General features: G+C 58.4%; 15 protein-coding genes. All 15 read left to right on the top strand.

The genetic code is table 11. The features are described 5' to 3' along the window. The first annotated feature begins 478 nt into the window (after positions 1–478). The 15 genes from mraZ (at position 479) to ftsZ (ending at position 17331) form a co-directional block, all read left to right on the top strand. Positions 479–937: a division/cell wall cluster transcriptional repressor MraZ gene (gene mraZ, locus ACQUTP_RS17920; protein ID WP_004204327.1), complete on the top strand. Its 459-nt coding sequence runs from the start codon at positions 479–481 to the stop codon at positions 935–937. A 2-nt stretch (positions 938–939) separates the two neighbouring features. Beyond that, positions 940–1881 carry a 16S rRNA (cytosine(1402)-N(4))-methyltransferase RsmH gene (rsmH, locus tag ACQUTP_RS17925; protein ID WP_017901189.1) on the top strand — a complete coding sequence of 314 codons (942 nt, stop codon included), beginning with the start codon at positions 940–942 and terminating at the stop codon, positions 1879–1881. Then, positions 1878–2243, top strand: coding sequence for a cell division protein FtsL (ftsL, locus tag ACQUTP_RS17930; protein WP_002888550.1), 366 nt, complete (start codon positions 1878–1880; stop codon positions 2241–2243). The genes rsmH and ftsL overlap by 4 nt, the downstream gene beginning before the upstream one ends. A gap of 15 nt (positions 2244–2258) precedes the next feature. Continuing rightward, on the top strand, positions 2259–4025 hold the full coding sequence (locus ACQUTP_RS17935; protein WP_004204330.1) for a peptidoglycan glycosyltransferase FtsI: 1767 nt from the start codon (positions 2259–2261) through the stop codon (positions 4023–4025). After that, a complete protein-coding gene (gene murE / locus ACQUTP_RS17940; RefSeq protein ID WP_017901188.1) occupies positions 4012–5499 on the top strand; it encodes a UDP-N-acetylmuramoyl-L-alanyl-D-glutamate--2,6-diaminopimelate ligase in 1488 nt (495 codons plus the stop codon). Before ACQUTP_RS17935 ends, murE begins: the two co-directional genes overlap by 14 nt. Continuing rightward, on the top strand, positions 5496–6854 hold the full coding sequence (murF, locus tag ACQUTP_RS17945) for a UDP-N-acetylmuramoyl-tripeptide--D-alanyl-D-alanine ligase (RefSeq protein ID WP_049004286.1): 1359 nt from the start codon (positions 5496–5498) through the stop codon (positions 6852–6854). The genes murE and murF overlap by 4 nt, the downstream gene beginning before the upstream one ends. After that, complete coding sequence (gene mraY / locus ACQUTP_RS17950; protein WP_004204335.1) at positions 6848–7930, top strand: phospho-N-acetylmuramoyl-pentapeptide-transferase; 1083 nt, start codon at positions 6848–6850, stop codon at positions 7928–7930. The genes murF and mraY overlap by 7 nt, the downstream gene beginning before the upstream one ends. 2 nt (positions 7931–7932) lie before the next feature. Beyond that, the gene (gene murD, locus ACQUTP_RS17955) at positions 7933–9249 is read left to right on the top strand and encodes a UDP-N-acetylmuramoyl-L-alanine--D-glutamate ligase (RefSeq protein WP_023291980.1); all 1317 of its coding nucleotides are present in this window, start codon (positions 7933–7935) and stop codon (positions 9247–9249) included. Next, the gene (gene ftsW, locus ACQUTP_RS17960; protein ID WP_004204337.1) at positions 9249–10523 is read left to right on the top strand and encodes a cell division protein FtsW; all 1275 of its coding nucleotides are present in this window, start codon (positions 9249–9251) and stop codon (positions 10521–10523) included. Before murD ends, ftsW begins: the two co-directional genes overlap by 1 nt. After that, positions 10520–11590, top strand: a complete 1071-nt coding sequence (gene murG / locus ACQUTP_RS17965) for an undecaprenyldiphospho-muramoylpentapeptide beta-N-acetylglucosaminyltransferase (RefSeq protein WP_285755754.1) — start codon at positions 10520–10522, stop codon at positions 11588–11590. Before ftsW ends, murG begins: the two co-directional genes overlap by 4 nt. Before the next feature lie 47 nt (positions 11591–11637). Then, positions 11638–13113, top strand: coding sequence for a UDP-N-acetylmuramate--L-alanine ligase (gene murC / locus ACQUTP_RS17970; RefSeq protein WP_017901185.1), 1476 nt, complete (start codon positions 11638–11640; stop codon positions 13111–13113). Beyond that, entirely contained in the window at positions 13106–14026 is a 921-nt protein-coding gene (locus tag ACQUTP_RS17975) for a D-alanine--D-alanine ligase (protein ID WP_114465197.1), read from the top strand. The genes murC and ACQUTP_RS17975 overlap by 8 nt, the downstream gene beginning before the upstream one ends. A gap of 1 nt (position 14027) precedes the next feature. Further along, a complete protein-coding gene (gene ftsQ / locus ACQUTP_RS17980) occupies positions 14028–14858 on the top strand; it encodes a cell division protein FtsQ (RefSeq protein WP_004204342.1) in 831 nt (276 codons plus the stop codon). After that, positions 14855–16117 carry a cell division protein FtsA gene (ftsA, locus tag ACQUTP_RS17985; protein WP_004204343.1) on the top strand — a complete coding sequence of 421 codons (1263 nt, stop codon included), beginning with the start codon at positions 14855–14857 and terminating at the stop codon, positions 16115–16117. The genes ftsQ and ftsA overlap by 4 nt, the downstream gene beginning before the upstream one ends. Before the next feature lie 62 nt (positions 16118–16179). Further along, the gene (gene ftsZ, locus ACQUTP_RS17990) at positions 16180–17331 is read left to right on the top strand and encodes a cell division protein FtsZ (RefSeq protein ID WP_002888628.1); all 1152 of its coding nucleotides are present in this window, start codon (positions 16180–16182) and stop codon (positions 17329–17331) included. The last annotated feature ends 23 nt before the right edge of the window (positions 17332–17354 follow it).

The raw sequence follows: 17354 nt of genomic DNA on the forward strand, positions 1-17354 counted from the left end.
TCGTTTTGTGACTCAAAACAGGACACAAAAAATGATTGTGCAGGCTTTAATTGTATTATTTTGTTACATTCACCAGGTTAATTGCTGAATTAACACCCATTTTGTTCGCCACCACCGTTCTCCCCTGCCTTATCCCGCGCCTGGTCCACCCCTCAGGCAGCAACAGGTACTGTTAACGGCCGGCATAATGGCCTAAAATGCCGCTCGCGTCGCAAACTGACACTTTATATTTTCCCGCCGAAGATATTTTGTTGTTTATAACTGTTACGAGTTTGTTGGTTATTTTCTTACACGTATTCATAACGTTAATTTGCCTCGCCTGTTGATGATTTTTTCATCAGGGCTAATGTCGGCTGTAAATAATGGGTTTTTGAGCTCCGTTGGCATTCGTGCTGGCTTGACAAGCTTTTCCTCCGCTCCGTAAACTCCTTCTGGTGGGAATTTGTGGGATAAAGTGGCGAAAAGGGGTGAGGCTGGCATGTTCCGTGGAGCAACGTTAGTCAATCTCGACAGCAAAGGCCGCCTGGCCGTGCCAACGCGCTATCGCGATGGGCTGATCGAGGACGCTGCCGGTCAATTGGTATGCACCATTGACATTCATCACCCGTGCCTGCTGCTTTATCCATTGCCTGAATGGGAAGTCATCGAGCAGAAATTGTCGCGTTTATCGAGCATGAATCCCGTTGAGCGGCGCGTACAGCGTTTGCTTCTGGGTCATGCCAGCGAATGTCAGATGGATAATGCTGGTCGCTTGCTGATTGCGCCGGTGTTACGGCAGCATGCCGGGCTGACAAAAGAAGTGATGCTGGTCGGGCAGTTTAATAAATTTGAACTGTGGGACGAAACGACCTGGTATCAACGGGTCAAGGAAGATATCGACGCTGAGCAGTCCGCGACCGGTGAACTGTCGGAGCGCCTGCAGGATTTGTCTTTATAAAAATGATGGAAAATTTTAAACACACTACGGTACTTCTGGATGAAGCCGTCAACGGCCTCAATATTCGTCCAGACGGTATCTATATTGATGGTACCTTTGGTCGCGGCGGTCACTCGCGCCTGATCCTCTCCCGGCTGGGAGCGGAAGGACGCTTGCTGGCAATCGATCGCGATCCACAGGCGATTGCCGTCGCGCAAACCATCGATGATCCCCGCTTTTCCATCGTACATGGTCCATTTTCACAGCTTGCTGATTATGTCGGCGAGCGCAATCTTACCGGTAAGATCGACGGCATTCTGCTCGATCTCGGCGTCTCTTCCCCACAGCTTGACGATGCGGAACGCGGTTTTTCCTTTATGCGCGACGGACCGCTGGATATGCGCATGGATCCGACGCGCGGTCAGTCTGCGGCCGAATGGTTGCAGACCGCTGAAGAAGCGGATATCGCCTGGGTGATTAAAACCTTCGGCGAAGAGCGTTTCGGCAAACGGATCGCCCGCGCGATCGTCGAACGTAATCGCATTGCACCGATGACTCGCACCAAAGAGCTGGCGGAGGTCATCGCCGCGGCTATGCCGGTAAAAGATAAGCACAAACATCCCGCGACCCGTACCTTCCAGGCGGTGCGCATTTGGGTAAACAGTGAACTGGAGGAGATAGAGCAGGCGCTAAAAAGCTCGCTCAGCGTGCTGGCCCCAGGCGGGCGGCTGTCGATCATTAGTTTTCATTCGCTGGAAGATCGCATTGTAAAGCGCTTTATGCGCGAGCAAAGCCGCGGTCCGCAGGTTCCGGCGGGAATACCGATGACCGAATCGCAGCTCAAAAAACTGGGCGGCCGTGAGTTACGAGCACTAGGCAAGTTGATGCCGGGCGAAGAAGAGGTGGCAGAGAATCCACGCGCCCGTAGTTCAGTGCTGCGTATTGCAGAGAGGACGAACGCATGATCGGCAGAGTGACAGAGGCCTTAAGCAAGGTTAAAGGGTCGATTGGAAGCAACGAGCGCCATGCTTTGCCTGGCGTGATCGGGGACGACCTTCTGCGGTTTGGGAAACTGCCACTCTGCCTGTTCATTTGCATCATTATTACGGCGATTACCGTGGTCACCACCGCGCACCACACGCGCCTGCTGACCGCGCAGCGTGAACAACTGGTTCTGGAACGCGACGCCCTGGACATTGAATGGCGCAACCTGATCCTCGAAGAGAACGCGCTCGGCGATCACAGTCGGGTTGAGCGGATCGCGACCGAGAAGTTGCAGATGCAGCACGTCGATCCATCCCAAGAAAATATCGTTGTACAGAAATAAGGATTATTGCGACGGATGAAAGCAGCGCCAAAAACGCCTAAAGCAAAACGTCAGGAAGAACAGGCCAACTTTATCAGTTGGCGTTTTGCGTTGCTGTGCGGCTGTATTCTACTGGCGCTGGCTTTTCTGCTGGGGCGGGTTGCCTGGCTACAGGTAGTCAGCCCGGACATGCTGGTGCGCCAGGGCGATATGCGTTCTCTGCGCGTACAGGAAGTATCCACCGCGCGCGGGATGATTACCGACCGCTCCGGTCGTCCGCTTGCGGTCAGCGTGCCGGTGAAGGCTATCTGGGCCGATCCAAAAGAACTTCATGATGCCGGCGGGGTAACCCTGGATACGCGCTGGAAGGCGCTGGCGGATGCCCTCAATATGCCGCTGGATCAGCTGGCGACGCGCATCAATACCAATCCGCGGATGCGTTTCATCTATCTGGCGCGTCAGGTTAACCCTGACATGGCCGACTACATCAAAAAACTGAAGCTGCCGGGCATTCATCTGCGTGAAGAATCCCGTCGTTACTACCCTTCCGGGGAAGTGACCGCTCACCTCATCGGTTTTACCAACGTCGACAGCCAGGGGATTGAAGGGGTCGAAAAAAGCTTTGATAAATGGCTCACCGGCCAGCCGGGCGAGCGTATCGTGCGTAAAGACCGCTATGGCCGGGTAATTGAAGACATCTCTTCCACCGACAGCCAGGCGGCGCACAACCTGGCGCTGAGTATCGACGAGCGTCTGCAGGCGCTGGTCTATCGTGAGCTGAACAACGCCGTGGCCTTTAACAAAGCCGAGTCCGGCAGCGCGGTGTTAGTGGACGTGAACACCGGCGAAGTGCTGGCGATGGCCAACAGCCCGTCCTACAACCCAAACAACTTTGCCGGCACGGCGAAAGACACCATGCGTAACCGCGCCATCACCGACGTGTTCGAACCGGGTTCGACGGTGAAGCCGATGGTGGTGATGACGGCGCTGCAGCGCGGTATCGTCAACGAAAATACCGTGCTCAATACCGTGCCTTATCGAATTAACGGCCACGAAATTAAAGACGTGGCGCGCTACAGCGAATTGACCCTGACCGGGGTACTACAGAAGTCGAGTAACGTCGGTGTTTCTAAGCTGGCGTTAGCGATGCCGTCCTCAGCGTTAGTAGATACTTACTCACGTTTTGGGCTTGGAAAGGCGACCAATTTGGGGTTGGTCGGAGAACGCAGTGGCTTATATCCTCAAAAACAACGGTGGTCTGACATAGAGAGGGCCACCTTTTCTTTCGGCTACGGGCTAATGGTAACCCCGTTACAGTTAGCGCGAGTCTACGCAACGATTGGCAGCTACGGCATCTATCGCCCGCTGTCGATTACCAAAGTTGATCCACCGGTTCCGGGCGAACGTGTCTTCCCGGAATCACTCGTTCGTACCGTCGTTCATATGATGGAAAGCGTGGCGCTGCCTGGCGGCGGCGGCGTGAAAGCGGCGATCAAAGGCTATCGCATCGCGATTAAAACCGGTACGGCGAAAAAAGTGGGGCCGGATGGCCGCTACATCAACAAATATATTGCTTACACCGCAGGCGTTGCGCCCGCCAGCCATCCGCGCTTTGCGCTGGTGGTGGTGATCAACGACCCGCAGGCAGGTAAATACTACGGTGGCGCCGTTTCCGCGCCGGTGTTCGGTGCCATCATGGGCGGCGTATTGCGCACCATGAACATCGAGCCGGATGCGCTGGCAACGGGCGAAAAAAGTGAATTTGTAATTAATCAAGGCGAGGGAACAGGTGGCAGATCGTAATTTGCGCGACCTTCTCGCTCCATGGGTGCCAAACGCACCGGAGCGCATTCTGCGAGAGATGACGCTGGACAGCCGGGTGGCTGCTTCCGGCGATCTCTTTATCGCGGTACAGGGTCATCAGGCGGACGGGCGTCGTTATATCCCGCAGGCGATAGCGCAAGGTGTGGCTGCCATTATTGCTGAAGCCCAGGGCGAAGCTAAAGACGGTGAGATCCGTGAAATGCACGGCGTGCCGGTTATTTACCTGAGCCAGCTTAACGAACGCTTATCGGCGCTGGCCGGGCGTTTTTATCATCAGCCGTCGCAGCAGCTGCGTCTGGTGGGCGTGACCGGTACCAACGGCAAAACCACCACCACCCAGCTTCTGGCGCAATGGGCGAAACTGCTCGGCGAAACCAGCGCGGTGATGGGGACCGTCGGCAACGGCCTGCTGGATAAAGTGGTGCCGAGCGAAAACACCACCGGTTCTGCGGTCGATGTTCAGCACGTGCTTTCCGGTCTGGTCGAGCAGGGGGCAACCTTCGGCGCGATGGAAGTCTCTTCCCACGGGCTGGTGCAGCACCGCGTGGCGGCCCTGCAGTTTGCTGCCTCGGTATTTACCAACCTGAGCCGCGACCACCTCGACTACCATGGCGACATGGCGCACTACGAAGCGGCGAAATGGCTGCTGTACTCCACCCACCATTGCGGCCAGGCCATCGTCAACGCTGACGATGAAGTCGGTCGTCGCTGGCTGGCGAAGCTGCCGGACGCGGTGGCGGTGTCGATGGAAGATCATATCAATCCGAACTGCCACGGCCGCTGGCTGAAGGCCACCGCGGTCAACTATCACGACAGCGGCGCCACCATCCAGTTTGACTCCAGCTGGGGCAACGGTGAAATCGAAAGCCGCCTGATGGGCGCCTTTAACGTTAGCAACCTCCTGTTGGCGCTGGCCACGCTGCTGGCGCTGGGCTATCCGCTGGCCGATCTGCTGAAAACTGCGGCGCGTTTACAGCCGGTATGCGGCCGTATGGAAGTGTTCAGCGCGCCCGGTAAACCGGCGGTGGTGGTGGATTATGCCCATACCCCTGACGCGCTGGAAAAAGCACTGCAGGCCGCGCGCCTGCACTGCAGCGGCAAGCTGTGGTGCGTCTTCGGCTGCGGCGGAGACCGTGACAAAGGCAAGCGTCCGCTGATGGGGGCGATTGCAGAAGAGTTCGCCGATATCGTGGTCGTCACTGACGACAACCCGCGTACCGAAGAACCGCGGGCGATTATCAACGATATTCTGGCCGGCATGCTCGATGCAGGTCATGCAAAAGTGATGGAAGGCCGTGCGGAAGCGGTGACCAACGCCGTGATGCAGGCGCAGGAGAACGACGTGGTGCTGGTGGCGGGTAAAGGCCATGAAGATTACCAGATCGTCGGTAACCGTCGTCTGGATTATTCCGACCGCGTCACCGTCGCGCGTCTGCTGGGAGCGGTAGCATGATTCGCTTTACGTTAAGCCAGCTCGCCGCGATCGCCCATGGCGAACGGCAGGGTAGCGATATCGCTATCGACGAGGTGACCACCGACACCCGTAAAGTCACAGCGGGCTGCCTGTTTGTGGCGCTAAAAGGCGAGCGTTTCGACGCCCATGATTTTGCCGAACAGGCGAAAGCGGCAGGCGCCGGCGCGCTGCTGGTGAGCCGTCCGCTGGCCTGCGATCTCCCGCAGGTGATCGTGAAAGATACCCGGCAGGCTTTCGGCGAGTTAGCCGCCTGGGTCCGTCAGCAGGTGCCGACCCGCGTCGTCGCCCTAACCGGCTCGTCAGGTAAAACCTCGGTCAAAGAGATGACCGCGGCGATCCTCAGCCAGTGCGGCAACACGCTGTATACCGCCGGCAACCTGAACAACGATATCGGCGTACCGATGACTCTGCTGCGTCTGACCAAAGAACATCAGTACGCGGTGATTGAGCTCGGCGCCAACCACCAGGGCGAAATCGCCTGGACCGTCAGCCTGACGCGTCCTGAAGCGGCGCTGGTCAACAACCTTGCCGCCGCGCACCTTGAAGGTTTCGGCTCGCTGGCGGGCGTGGCGAAGGCGAAGGGCGAAATCTATACCGGTCTGCCGGAAAACGGCATCGCCATTCTCAATGCCGACAACAACGACTGGCTGAACTGGCAGGCAGTGATTGGCGATCGCAAAGTGTGGCGCTTCTCACCGAATGCGGCCAACAGCGATTTCACTGCGACTAACGTGCAGATCACCAGCCACGGCACCGAATTTACGCTGCAGACTCCAACCGGTAACGTTGATGTACTGCTGCCGCTGCCGGGACGCCACAACATCGCTAACGCGCTGGCGGCGACCTCGCTGGCGATGGCGGTAGGCGCCGATCTGGCGGCGGTGAAAGCCGGTCTGGCGCAGCTGCAGGCCGTTCCGGGACGTCTGTTCCCGATCCGCCTGACCGAGAGCCAGCTGCTGCTGGATGACTCCTATAACGCTAACGTCGGTTCGATGACCGCAGCGGTGCAGGTCCTGTCAGAGATGCCGGGCTTCCGGACGATGGTGGTCGGCGATATGGCCGAACTTGGCGCGGAAAGCGCGGCTTGCCACCGTGAAGTCGGCGAAGCGGCGAAAGCGGCAGGGCTGGATTGCGTTCTCAGCGTCGGCGTCTTGAGCGCGGATATCAGCCGCGCCAGCGGCGTGGGCGAACATTTTAACGATAAAGCCGCCGTGGTGGCTCGCCTGCGCGAGCTGCTGGCGGAGCATAAGATAATGACCATTTTAGTGAAGGGTTCACGTAGTGCCGCCATGGAAGAGGTAGTACGCGCATTACAGGAGACTGGGACATGTTAGTATGGCTGGCCGAACATTTGGTCAAATATTATTCCGGCTTTAACGTCTTTTCGTATTTGACGTTTCGCGCCATCGTCAGCCTGCTGACCGCGCTGTTCATCTCTCTGTGGATGGGCCCGCGCATGATCGCTCGTCTGCAAAAACTCTCCTTCGGCCAGGTGGTTCGTAACGACGGTCCGGAGTCTCATTTCAGTAAGCGCGGTACCCCGACCATGGGGGGGATCATGATCCTCACCGCGATCACTGTGTCGGTGCTGCTGTGGGCTTACCCGTCCAACCCGTACGTCTGGTGCGTGCTGACGGTGTTGATCGGCTACGGCATCATCGGCTTCGTTGATGATTACCGTAAAGTGGTGCGCAAAGACACCAAAGGTCTGATCGCCCGCTGGAAGTACTTCTGGATGTCGGTGATTGCCCTTGGGGTAGCCTTTGCCCTGTATCTGGCGGGGAAAGACACCCCGGCGACCGAGCTGGTGGTGCCGTTCTTTAAAGACGTCATGCCGCAGCTGGGGCTGTTCTATATCCTGCTGGCCTACTTCGTGATTGTCGGCACTGGCAATGCGGTTAACCTGACCGACGGTCTCGACGGCCTGGCGATCATGCCCACCGTCTTCGTCGCGGCGGGTTTTGCGCTGGTGGCGTGGGCGACCGGTAACATGAATTTCGCCAACTACCTGCACATTCCTTATCTGCGCCACGCCGGCGAACTGGTGATCGTCTGTACGGCGATCGTCGGCGCGGGGCTAGGCTTTCTGTGGTTTAACACCTACCCGGCGCAGGTCTTTATGGGCGACGTCGGTTCGCTGGCGCTCGGCGGCGCGCTGGGCATTATCGCCGTGCTGCTGCGTCAGGAATTCCTGCTGGTGATTATGGGCGGCGTTTTCGTGGTGGAGACCCTGTCGGTGATCCTGCAGGTCGGCTCCTTTAAGCTGCGCGGTCAGCGTATCTTCCGCATGGCGCCGATCCACCACCACTATGAACTGAAAGGCTGGCCGGAGCCGCGCGTTATCGTGCGCTTCTGGATTATTTCGCTGATGCTGGTGCTGATTGGCCTGGCGACGCTGAAGGTACGTTAATCATGGCAGATTATCAGGGTAAAAAAGTCGTCATTATTGGGCTGGGCATGACCGGCCTGTCATGCGTGGACTTTTTCATGGCGCGCGGCGTAACCCCGCGCGTGATGGACACCCGCGTCGCGCCTCCCGGGCTGGATAAATTGCCTGAATCGGTCGAATGCCATGTCGGCGGCCTCAATGATACCTGGCTGCTGGCGGCGGATCTGATTGTCGCCAGTCCCGGCATCGCGCTGGCTCATCCTTCGTTGAGCGCGGCGGCGGACGCTGGCGTAGAGATCGTTGGCGATATCGAACTGTTCTGCCGCGAAGCGCAGGCGCCGATCATCGCCATTACCGGCTCGAACGGCAAAAGCACCGTCACCACCCTGGTGGGCGAGATGGCGAAAGCGGCCGGGGTTAACGTCGGCGTGGGCGGCAATATCGGCCTGCCGGCGCTGATGCTGCTGGATACCGATCGTGAGCTGTATGTTCTGGAGCTCTCCAGCTTCCAGCTGGAAACCACCTCCAGCCTGCAGGCGGTGGCGGCAACCATCCTCAACGTGACTGAGGACCATATGGACCGCTACCCGCTGGGGCTGCAGCAGTATCGCGCCGCGAAGCTGCGGATTTACGAGAATGCGAAGACCTGCGTGGTCAACGCGGACGATGCGCTCACCATGCCGGTACGCGGCGCGGACGATCGCTGCATCAGCTTTGGCGTCGATGTCGGTGACTACCACCTTAACCGTCAGCAGGGCGAGACCTGGCTGCGCGTAAAAGGTGAGAAAGTCCTCAATGTGAAAGAGATGTCTATCACGGGTCAGCATAACTACAGCAACGCCCTGGCGGCGCTGGCGCTGGCCGATGCCGCGGGTCTGCCGCGTGCCAGCAGCCTGAAGGCGCTGACCACCTTTACCGGCCTGGCGCATCGCTTCCAGCTGGTGCTGGATCACAACGGCGTGCGCTGGATTAACGACTCGAAGGCAACCAACGTCGGCAGTACCGAGGCGGCGCTGAACGGCCTGCAGCTTGATGGCACGCTGTATCTGCTGCTGGGCGGCGACGGCAAGTCCGCTGATTTCACTCCGCTGAAGCGCTACCTTGGCGGCGATCGTATCCGTCTGTACTGCTTTGGTCGCGACGGCGCCGAGCTCGCCGAGCTGCGTCCTGAGGTGGCGGTACAAACTGAAACCATGGAGCAGGCGATGCGTCAGATAGCGCCCCTGGTGAAGGCGGGCGATATGGTTCTCCTGTCGCCGGCCTGCGCCAGCCTGGATCAGTTTAAGAACTTTGAACAACGGGGCGAGATGTTTGCCCGCCTGGCGAAGGAGTTAGGTTGATGCGTTTCTCTCTCCCACGCCTGAGAATGCCGCAGCTGAGCTTGCCTCGGTTGAGACTGCCGCGACTGCCGGGGATGTTTATCTTCGCCTGGCTGTTCGCCGCGCTGAAAGGCTGGGTGATGGGCTCGCGCCCAAAAGATAACGACAGTCTGGTGATGTATGACCGGATGCTGCTGTGGCTGACCTTCGGCCTGGCGGCGATCGGCTTTATTATGGTGACCTCGGCGTCAATGCCGGTGGGGCAGCGCCTGGCGAACGATCCTTTCCTCTTCGCCAAACGTGACGGCTTGTACATTGTGCTGGCCTTTGTCCTCGCGCTGGTGACGCTGCGCCTGCCGATGGATTTCTGGCAGCGCCACAGTACCGCGATGCTGATCGCCTCGATCGTCATGCTGCTGATCGTGCTGGTGGTGGGTAGCTCGGTAAACGGCGCATCGCGCTGGATCGCCCTCGGTCCGCTGCGCATCCAGCCGGCGGAGTTCACCAAGCTGTCGCTGTTCTGCTACATCGCCAACTATCTGGTGCGCAAAGCCGACGAAGTGCGCAACAACCTGCGCGGCTTCTTAAAACCGATGGGCGTGATTTTCGTACTGGCCATCCTGCTGCTGGCGCAGCCTGACCTCGGTACGGTGGTGGTGCTGTTCGTCACCACGCTGGCGATGCTTTTCCTCGCCGGCGCCAAGCTGTGGCAGTTCATCGCTATTATCGGCATGGGCATCTCGGCGGTGGTCCTGTTGATCCTCGCCGAACCGTACCGTATTCGCCGCGTGACCTCCTTCTGGAACCCGTGGGAAGACCCGTTCGGCAGTGGCTATCAGCTGACCCAGTCGCTGATGGCCTTTGGCCGTGGCGAGATGTGGGGGCAGGGACTCGGCAACTCGGTGCAAAAACTGGAGTATTTGCCGGAAGCGCACACTGACTTTATCTTCGCCATCATCGGCGAAGAACTCGGTTATATCGGTGTGGTACTGGCGCTTTTAATGGTATTCTTCGTCGCTTTCCGCGCCATGTCGATTGGCCGAAAAGCGCTGGAGATCGATCATCGCTTCTCCGGCTTCCTCGCCTGTGCGATTGGTATCTGGTTTAGCTTCCAGGCGTTAGTTAACGTCGGGGCGGCGGCGGGGATGCTGCCGACGAAAGGTTTGACGCTGCCGCTGATCAGTTATGGTGGTTCCAGTCTGCTGATTATGTCGACGGCCATCATGTTGTTGTTGCGAATTGATTATGAAACGCGTCTGGAAAAAGCCCAGGCGTTTACACGGGGTGTTCGATGAGAGGTCAGGAAAAGCGGTTGATGGTGATGGCGGGCGGTACCGGCGGGCATGTGTTCCCGGGACTGGCGGTCGCACACTATCTAATGGACCAGGGCTGGCAGGTTCGCTGGCTGGGTACCGCCGATCGTATGGAAGCGGATTTAGTGCCGAAAAACGGCATCGAGATTGATTTTATCCGTATCTCCGGCCTGCGTGGCAAAGGGATCAAAGCACAGCTGCTGGCGCCGGTGCGGATCTTCAACGCCTGGCGTCAGGCGCGGGCGATCATGAAGCGTTTCCAGCCGGACGTGGTGCTGGGTATGGGCGGCTATGTGTCCGGGCCTGGCGGCCTGGCGGCGTGGTCGCTGGGGATCCCGGTGGTCCTCCACGAACAAAACGGCATTGCCGGCCTGACCAACAAATGGCTGGCGAAGATTGCGAAGAAAGTGATGCAGGCGTTTCCCGGCGCCTTTCCGCATGCGGACGTCGTCGGGAATCCGGTGCGCACCGATGTGCTGGCGCTGCCGCTGCCGGGGCAGCGTCTGGTGGGCCGTCAGGGGCCTATTCGCGTGCTGGTGGTCGGTGGCTCTCAGGGCGCGCGCGTCCTGAACCAGACCATGCCGCAGGTGGCGGCGAAGCTCGGCGATACGGTGACCATCTGGCATCAGAGCGGTAAAGGCGGCCAGCAAACCGTACAGCAGGCCTATGCCGCCGCGGGGCAGCCGCAGCATAAAGTGACGGAATTTATTGATGATATGGCCGCGGCGTATGCCTGGGCGGATGTTGTGGTATGCCGTTCCGGCGCCCTGACGGTTAGCGAAATCGCGGCTGCGGGCTTACCGGCGCTGTTTGTACCGTTCCAGCACAAAGATCGTCAGCAGTACTGGAATGCGCTGCCGCTGGAAAAAGCCGGCGCGGCGAAAATTCTCGAACAGCCGGCGTTCACGGTTGAGGCGGTAGCCTCTACTCTGGCGAGCTGGGATCGGGAAACCTTGCTGGATATGGCGGAACGAGCGCGTGGCGCTTCGATTCCGGACGCTACCGAGCGGGTAGCAGAAGAGGTCAGCGCCGTAGCTTTGGCGCGCTAATTGCGGTGATTTTCACCGCCCGAATACAGAAGTTGATGGCGTAAAGAATGAATACACAAGATTTGGCAAAACTGCGTTCCATAGTGCCCGAGATGCGTCGCGTCCGGCACATTCACTTTGTCGGCATCGGCGGTGCCGGTATGGGCGGTATTGCCGAAGTGTTGGCTAACGAAGGTTATCAGATCAGCGGCTCCGACCTGGCGCCGAATCCGGTGACCCAGCAGCTGTCGCAGCTTGGCGCCACTATTTATTTCAACCATCGCCCGGAAAACGTGCGCGATGCCAGCGTGGTCGTAGTTTCCAGCGCGATTTCCGCCGATAACCCGGAAATCGTCGCCGCGCACGAGGCGCGTATCCCGGTGATCCGTCGTGCGGAAATGCTGGCGGAGCTGATGCGCTTCCGTCACGGGATCGCCATTGCCGGGACCCATGGCAAAACCACCACCACCGCGATGGTATCCAGTATTTACGCCGAAGCCGGGCTGGACCCGACTTTCGTCAACGGCGGGTTGGTGAAAGCGGCGGGCGTCCATGCGCGCCTCGGCCATAGCCGTTACCTGATTGCGGAAGCGGATGAGAGCGATGCATCGTTCCTGCACCTGCAGCCGATGGTGGCCATTGTTACCAACATCGAAGCCGACCACATGGACACCTACCATGGCGATTTCGAGAATCTGAAGCAGACCTTTATTAACTTCCTGCACAACCTGCCGTTCTATGGACGCGCGGTGATGTGTGTGGATGACCCGGTGATCCGGGAACTGCTGCCGCGCGTCGGCCGGCAGATCACCACCTACGGTTTTAGCGACGACGCCGACGTCCGCGTAGAAGACTACCGTCAGGTTGGAGCGCAGGGGCATTTCCGCCTGGTGCGTCAGGATAAAGAACTGCTGCAGGTGACGCTCAATGCCCCGGGACGCCATAACGCGCTGAACGCGGCGGCGGCGGTCGCCGTGGCGACGGAAGAGGGGATTGACGATCAGGCGATCCTGCGCGCGCTGGAAAGCTTCCAGGGTACCGGCCGTCGTTTCGACTTCCTTGGCGAATATCCGCTGACGGAAGTCAACGGCAAAGCGGGCAGCGCGATGCTGATCGATGACTATGGCCACCACCCGACGGAAGTCGACGCCACTATCAAAGCGGCGCGTGCCGGCTGGCCGGATAAAAATCTGGTCATGGTATTCCAGCCGCACCGTTATACCCGTACTCGCGATCTGTACGATGATTTCGCCAACGTGCTGACCCAGGTCGATGCGCTGCTGATGCTCGATGTCTACCCGGCAGGCGAAGCGCCGATCCCGGGTGCCGACAGCCGCTCGCTGTGCCGTACAATCCGTGGTCGCGGTAAAGTTGACCCGATTCTGGTGTCCGACCCGACGCAGGCCGCGGCGATGCTGGCGTCGGTGCTGACCGGCAACGATTTAGTGCTGGTGCAGGGGGCCGGAAACATTGGAAAAATCGCCCGTCACCTGGCTGAAATCAAACTGATCCCGCAAAAAACGGAGGAGGAGCGCCATGGCTGATAAAATCGCGGTGCTTTTCGGTGGAACCTCCGCTGAACGTGAAGTGTCGCTGAATTCAGGCGCCGCGGTGCTGGCCGGGCTGCGTGAAGCCGGGGTGGATGCCCATCCGGTTGACCCGCGCGATGTCGATATTACCCAGTTGAAAAAGCTGGGCTTTAAGAAAGCGTTTATTGCCCTCCACGGTCGCGGCGGGGAAGATGGCACGCTGCAGGGGGTGCTGGATCTGATCCAGCTGCCTTATACCGGCAGCGGCGTGATGGCTTCGGCGATTTCAATGGATAAACTGCGCAGCAAATGGCTGTGGCAGGGGGCCGGATTACCGGTCGCGCCGTGGGTGGCGCTGACCCGCGCCCAGTTTAGCGCCGGATTGTCTGCTGATGTCGAACAGCAGATTGCGGCGCTGGGTCTGCCGCTCATCATCAAGCCCAGCCGCGAAGGCTCCAGCGTTGGGATGTCGAAAGTCAGCGAAAGCTGTGATTTAGCGAGTGCACTGGCGTTGGCTTTTCAGCATGATGATGAAGTTTTAGTCGAAAAATGGCTCAGTGGGCCGGAATTTACCGTCGCCATCGTCGGTGAAGAAATTTTACCGTCAATACGTATCCAGACGGCTGGAACCTTCTATGATTATGAGGCGAAGTATCTCTCTGATGAGACGCAATATTTCTGCCCAGGATTGGAGGATCCAGCGCGTGAGGCAGCCATTCAAAGCCTGGTGCTTAAAGCCTGGAATGTTCTGGGTTGCAAAGGCTGGGGGCGTATTGACGTCATGCTGGACAGCGATGGCCAGTTTTATCTGCTGGAAGCGAATACTTCTCCGGGCATGACCAGCCATAGCCTCGTACCGATGGCGGCGCGTCAGGCAGGAATGAGCTTCTCCCAGCTTGTTGTACGAATTCTGGACCTGGCGGGGTGATATGTCGCAGGCTGCGCTGAATACGCGGAACCATGAAGAGGACGTTTCTTCTTCGCGTCGGAGTAATGGAACGCGGCTGGCAGGGATCGTTTTCCTGCTGGCGGTGCTGTTTACCGTGCTGGTCAGCGGGTGGATGGTTCTTGGCTGGATGGAGGACGCGCAGCGTTTACCGCTGTCGAAGATGGTGGTGACCGGCGAGCGTCACTATACGCGCAATGATGACATCCGCCAGGCGATCCTGGCGCTGGGTTCGCCGGGCACCTTTATGACTCAGGACGTGAACATCATTCAGAGTCAGATTGAACGTCTGCCGTGGATTAAGCAGGCGAGCGTCCGAAAGCAGTGGCCCGATGAATTGAAGATTCATCTGGTTGAATATGTGCCGATTGCGCGCTGGAATGATCAACATATGGTGGATGCAGAGGGAAATGCCTTCAGCGTGCCGGCGGATCGCACCAGCAAACAGAATTTACCGATGTTATACGGCCCGGAAGGCAGCGAGAACGAAGTGCTGCAAGGGTATCGTGACATGGGGCAGGTGCTGGCAAAGGATAAATTCACGTTGAAAGTGGCGGCGATGACCGCCCGTCGCTCCTGGCAGTTGACGCTTAATAATGACATTAAGCTCAACCTTGGTCGTGGCGACACCATGAAACGGCTTCAGCGCTTTATGGAACTCTACCCGGTTCTTCAGCAGCAGGCGCAGACCGACGGCAAACGGATTAGCTACGTTGATTTGCGTTATGACTCGGGTGCGGCAGTGGGCTGGGTACCTGCTCCCGCAGAGGAAACTAATCAACAACAGAATCAGGCACAGGCAGAACAACAATGATCAAGGCGACGGACAGAAAACTGGTAGTTGGACTGGAGATTGGCACCGCCAAGGTGGCCGCTTTAGTAGGGGAAGTTCTGCCCGACGGCATGATTAATATCATCGGCGTGGGCAGTTGCCCATCGCGTGGTATGGATAAAGGCGGTGTGAACGACCTCGAGTCGGTGGTGAAATGCGTACAGCGCGCCATCGACCAGGCCGAACTGATGGCGGATTGCCAGATTTCATCAGTTTATTTGGCTCTTTCGGGTAAACATATAAGCTGTCAGAATGAAATCGGGATGGTACCGATTTCGGAAGAAGAAGTGACGCTGGACGACGTCGAAAACGTGGTCCATACCGCGAAGTCGGTTCGCGTCCGCGATGAGCATCGCGTCCTGCACGTGATTCCGCAGGAATACGCCATTGACTACCAGGAAGGGATTAAAAACCCGGTTGGGCTGTCCGGCGTGCGCATGCAGGCGAAGGTGCATCTGATTACCTGCCATAACGATATGGCGAAAAACATTGTTAAAGCGGTGGAACGTTGTGGTCTGAAAGTTGACCAACTTATTTTCGCCGGTTTAGCGGCCAGTTATTCCGTATTAACAGAAGACGAACGTGAGCTGGGCGTCTGCGTGGTGGATATTGGTGGTGGTACAATGGATATCGCCGTCTATACCGGCGGCGCGCTGCGTCACACCAAAGTGATCCCGTACGCGGGCAACGTGGTGACCAGCGATATCGCCTATGCCTTCGGGACGCCGCCGAGCGACGCCGAAGCCATCAAGGTTCGTCACGGTTGCGCATTGGGTTCCATCGTCGGTAAAGACGAAAACGTCGAAGTACCGAGCGTAGGCGGACGGCCGCCGCGTAGCCTGCAACGTCAGACGCTGGCTGAGGTGATTGAACCGCGCTATACCGAACTGCTTAATCTGGTCAATGAAGAGATCCTGCAGCTGCAGGAACAGCTCCGCCAGCAGGGGGTGAAACACCATCTGGCGGCGGGGATTGTGTTAACCGGCGGCGCGGCGCAAATTGAAGGTCTGGCGGCCTGTGCGCAGCGCGTGTTCCATACCCAGGTGCGCATTGGCGCGCCGCTGAACATCACCGGTTTAACGGACTATGCCCAGGAGCCGTATTATTCGACGGCGGTGGGGCTGCTGCACTACGGAAAAGAGTCACATCTGAGTGGTGAAGCGGAAGTCGAAAAACGCGTGACGGCGTCGGTGGGCTCGTGGATTAAGCGACTCAACAGCTGGCTGCGAAAAGAGTTTTAATTTTTTAAGAGAACGCAGACAATTAGCGTTCTCAGGCGACAGGCACAAGACGGAGAGAAACTATGTTTGAACCTATGGAACTGACCAACGACGCGGTGATTAAAGTCATCGGCGTCGGTGGCGGCGGCGGTAATGCCGTTGAACACATGGTGCGCGAGCGCATTGAGGGTGTTGAATTCTTCGCGGTGAACACCGATGCGCAGGCGCTGCGTAAAACGGCTGTTGGCCAGACTATCCAGATCGGTAGCGGTATTACCAAAGGTCTGGGCGCTGGCGCGAACCCGGAAGTCGGCCGTAATGCGGCGGACGAAGACCGTGAAGCGCTGCGTGCGGCCCTTGATGGCGCAGACATGGTGTTCATCGCGGCAGGCATGGGCGGCGGTACCGGTACCGGCGCGGCGCCTGTTGTTGCCGAAGTGGCTAAGGATCTGGGGATCCTCACCGTTGCGGTGGTCACTAAGCCGTTTAATTTTGAAGGTAAGAAGCGCATGGCGTTTGCTGAGCAGGGGATCACCGAGCTGTCCAAGCACGTTGACTCACTGATCACCATCCCAAACGACAAGCTGCTGAAAGTACTTGGCCGCGGTATTTCTCTGCTTGACGCGTTCGGCGCGGCAAACGACGTCCTCAAAGGCGCGGTGCAGGGTATCGCTGAACTGATCACCCGTCCGGGTCTGATGAACGTTGACTTCGCGGACGTCCGTACCGTGATGTCTGAAATGGGCTACGCGATGATGGGCTCCGGCGTGGCGAGCGGTGAAGACCGTGCGGAAGAAGCGGCTGAAATGGCCATCTCTTCTCCGCTGCTGGAAGATATCGACCTGTCCGGTGCGCGCGGCGTGCTGGTTAACATCACCGCGGGCTTCGACCTGCGTCTGGATGAGTTCGAAACCGTGGGTAACACTATCCGCGCATTTGCCTCGGATAACGCCACCGTGGTTATCGGTACCTCTCTGGACCCGGATATGAACGACGAACTGCGCGTCACCGTAGTGGCGACCGGTATCGGCATGGACAAGCGTCCGGAAATTACCCTGGTGACCAACAAACAGGTTCAGCAGCCGGTGATGGATCGCTACCAGCAGCACGGTATGTCCCCGCTGACGCAAGAGCAGAAGCCGGCGGCAAAAGTGGTGAACGACAATACGCCGCAAACCGCGAAAGAGCCGGATTATCTGGATATCCCAGCCTTCCTGCGTAAGCAAGCCGATTAAGAATCGACTGGAAGTTGGGCATC

This window comes from Klebsiella sp. 2-CIP_Kleb. (assembly GCF_050378715.1).
GTDB lineage: Bacteria > Pseudomonadota > Gammaproteobacteria > Enterobacterales > Enterobacteriaceae > Klebsiella > Klebsiella quasipneumoniae.

Excerpts from the sequence above, each read along its gene's own strand:
- mraZ (WP_004204327.1), top strand. The coding sequence starts at position 479 with ATGTTCCGTGGAGCAACGTTAGTCAATCTCGACAGCAAAGGCCGCCTG.
- rsmH (WP_017901189.1), top strand. The coding sequence starts at position 940 with ATGATGGAAAATTTTAAACACACTACGGTACTTCTGGATGAAGCCGTC.
- ftsL (WP_002888550.1), top strand. The coding sequence starts at position 1,878 with ATGATCGGCAGAGTGACAGAGGCCTTAAGCAAGGTTAAAGGGTCGATT.
- ACQUTP_RS17935 (WP_004204330.1), top strand. The coding sequence starts at position 2,259 with ATGAAAGCAGCGCCAAAAACGCCTAAAGCAAAACGTCAGGAAGAACAG.
- murF (WP_049004286.1), top strand. The coding sequence starts at position 5,496 with ATGATTCGCTTTACGTTAAGCCAGCTCGCCGCGATCGCCCATGGCGAA.
- mraY (WP_004204335.1), top strand. The coding sequence starts at position 6,848 with ATGTTAGTATGGCTGGCCGAACATTTGGTCAAATATTATTCCGGCTTT.
- murD (WP_023291980.1), top strand. The coding sequence starts at position 7,933 with ATGGCAGATTATCAGGGTAAAAAAGTCGTCATTATTGGGCTGGGCATG.
- ftsW (WP_004204337.1), top strand. The coding sequence starts at position 9,249 with ATGCGTTTCTCTCTCCCACGCCTGAGAATGCCGCAGCTGAGCTTGCCT.
- murG (WP_285755754.1), top strand. The coding sequence starts at position 10,520 with ATGAGAGGTCAGGAAAAGCGGTTGATGGTGATGGCGGGCGGTACCGGC.
- murC (WP_017901185.1), top strand. The coding sequence starts at position 11,638 with ATGAATACACAAGATTTGGCAAAACTGCGTTCCATAGTGCCCGAGATG.
- ACQUTP_RS17975 (WP_114465197.1), top strand. The coding sequence starts at position 13,106 with ATGGCTGATAAAATCGCGGTGCTTTTCGGTGGAACCTCCGCTGAACGT.
- ftsQ (WP_004204342.1), top strand. The coding sequence starts at position 14,028 with ATGTCGCAGGCTGCGCTGAATACGCGGAACCATGAAGAGGACGTTTCT.
- ftsA (WP_004204343.1), top strand. The coding sequence starts at position 14,855 with ATGATCAAGGCGACGGACAGAAAACTGGTAGTTGGACTGGAGATTGGC.
- ftsZ (WP_002888628.1), top strand. The coding sequence starts at position 16,180 with ATGTTTGAACCTATGGAACTGACCAACGACGCGGTGATTAAAGTCATC.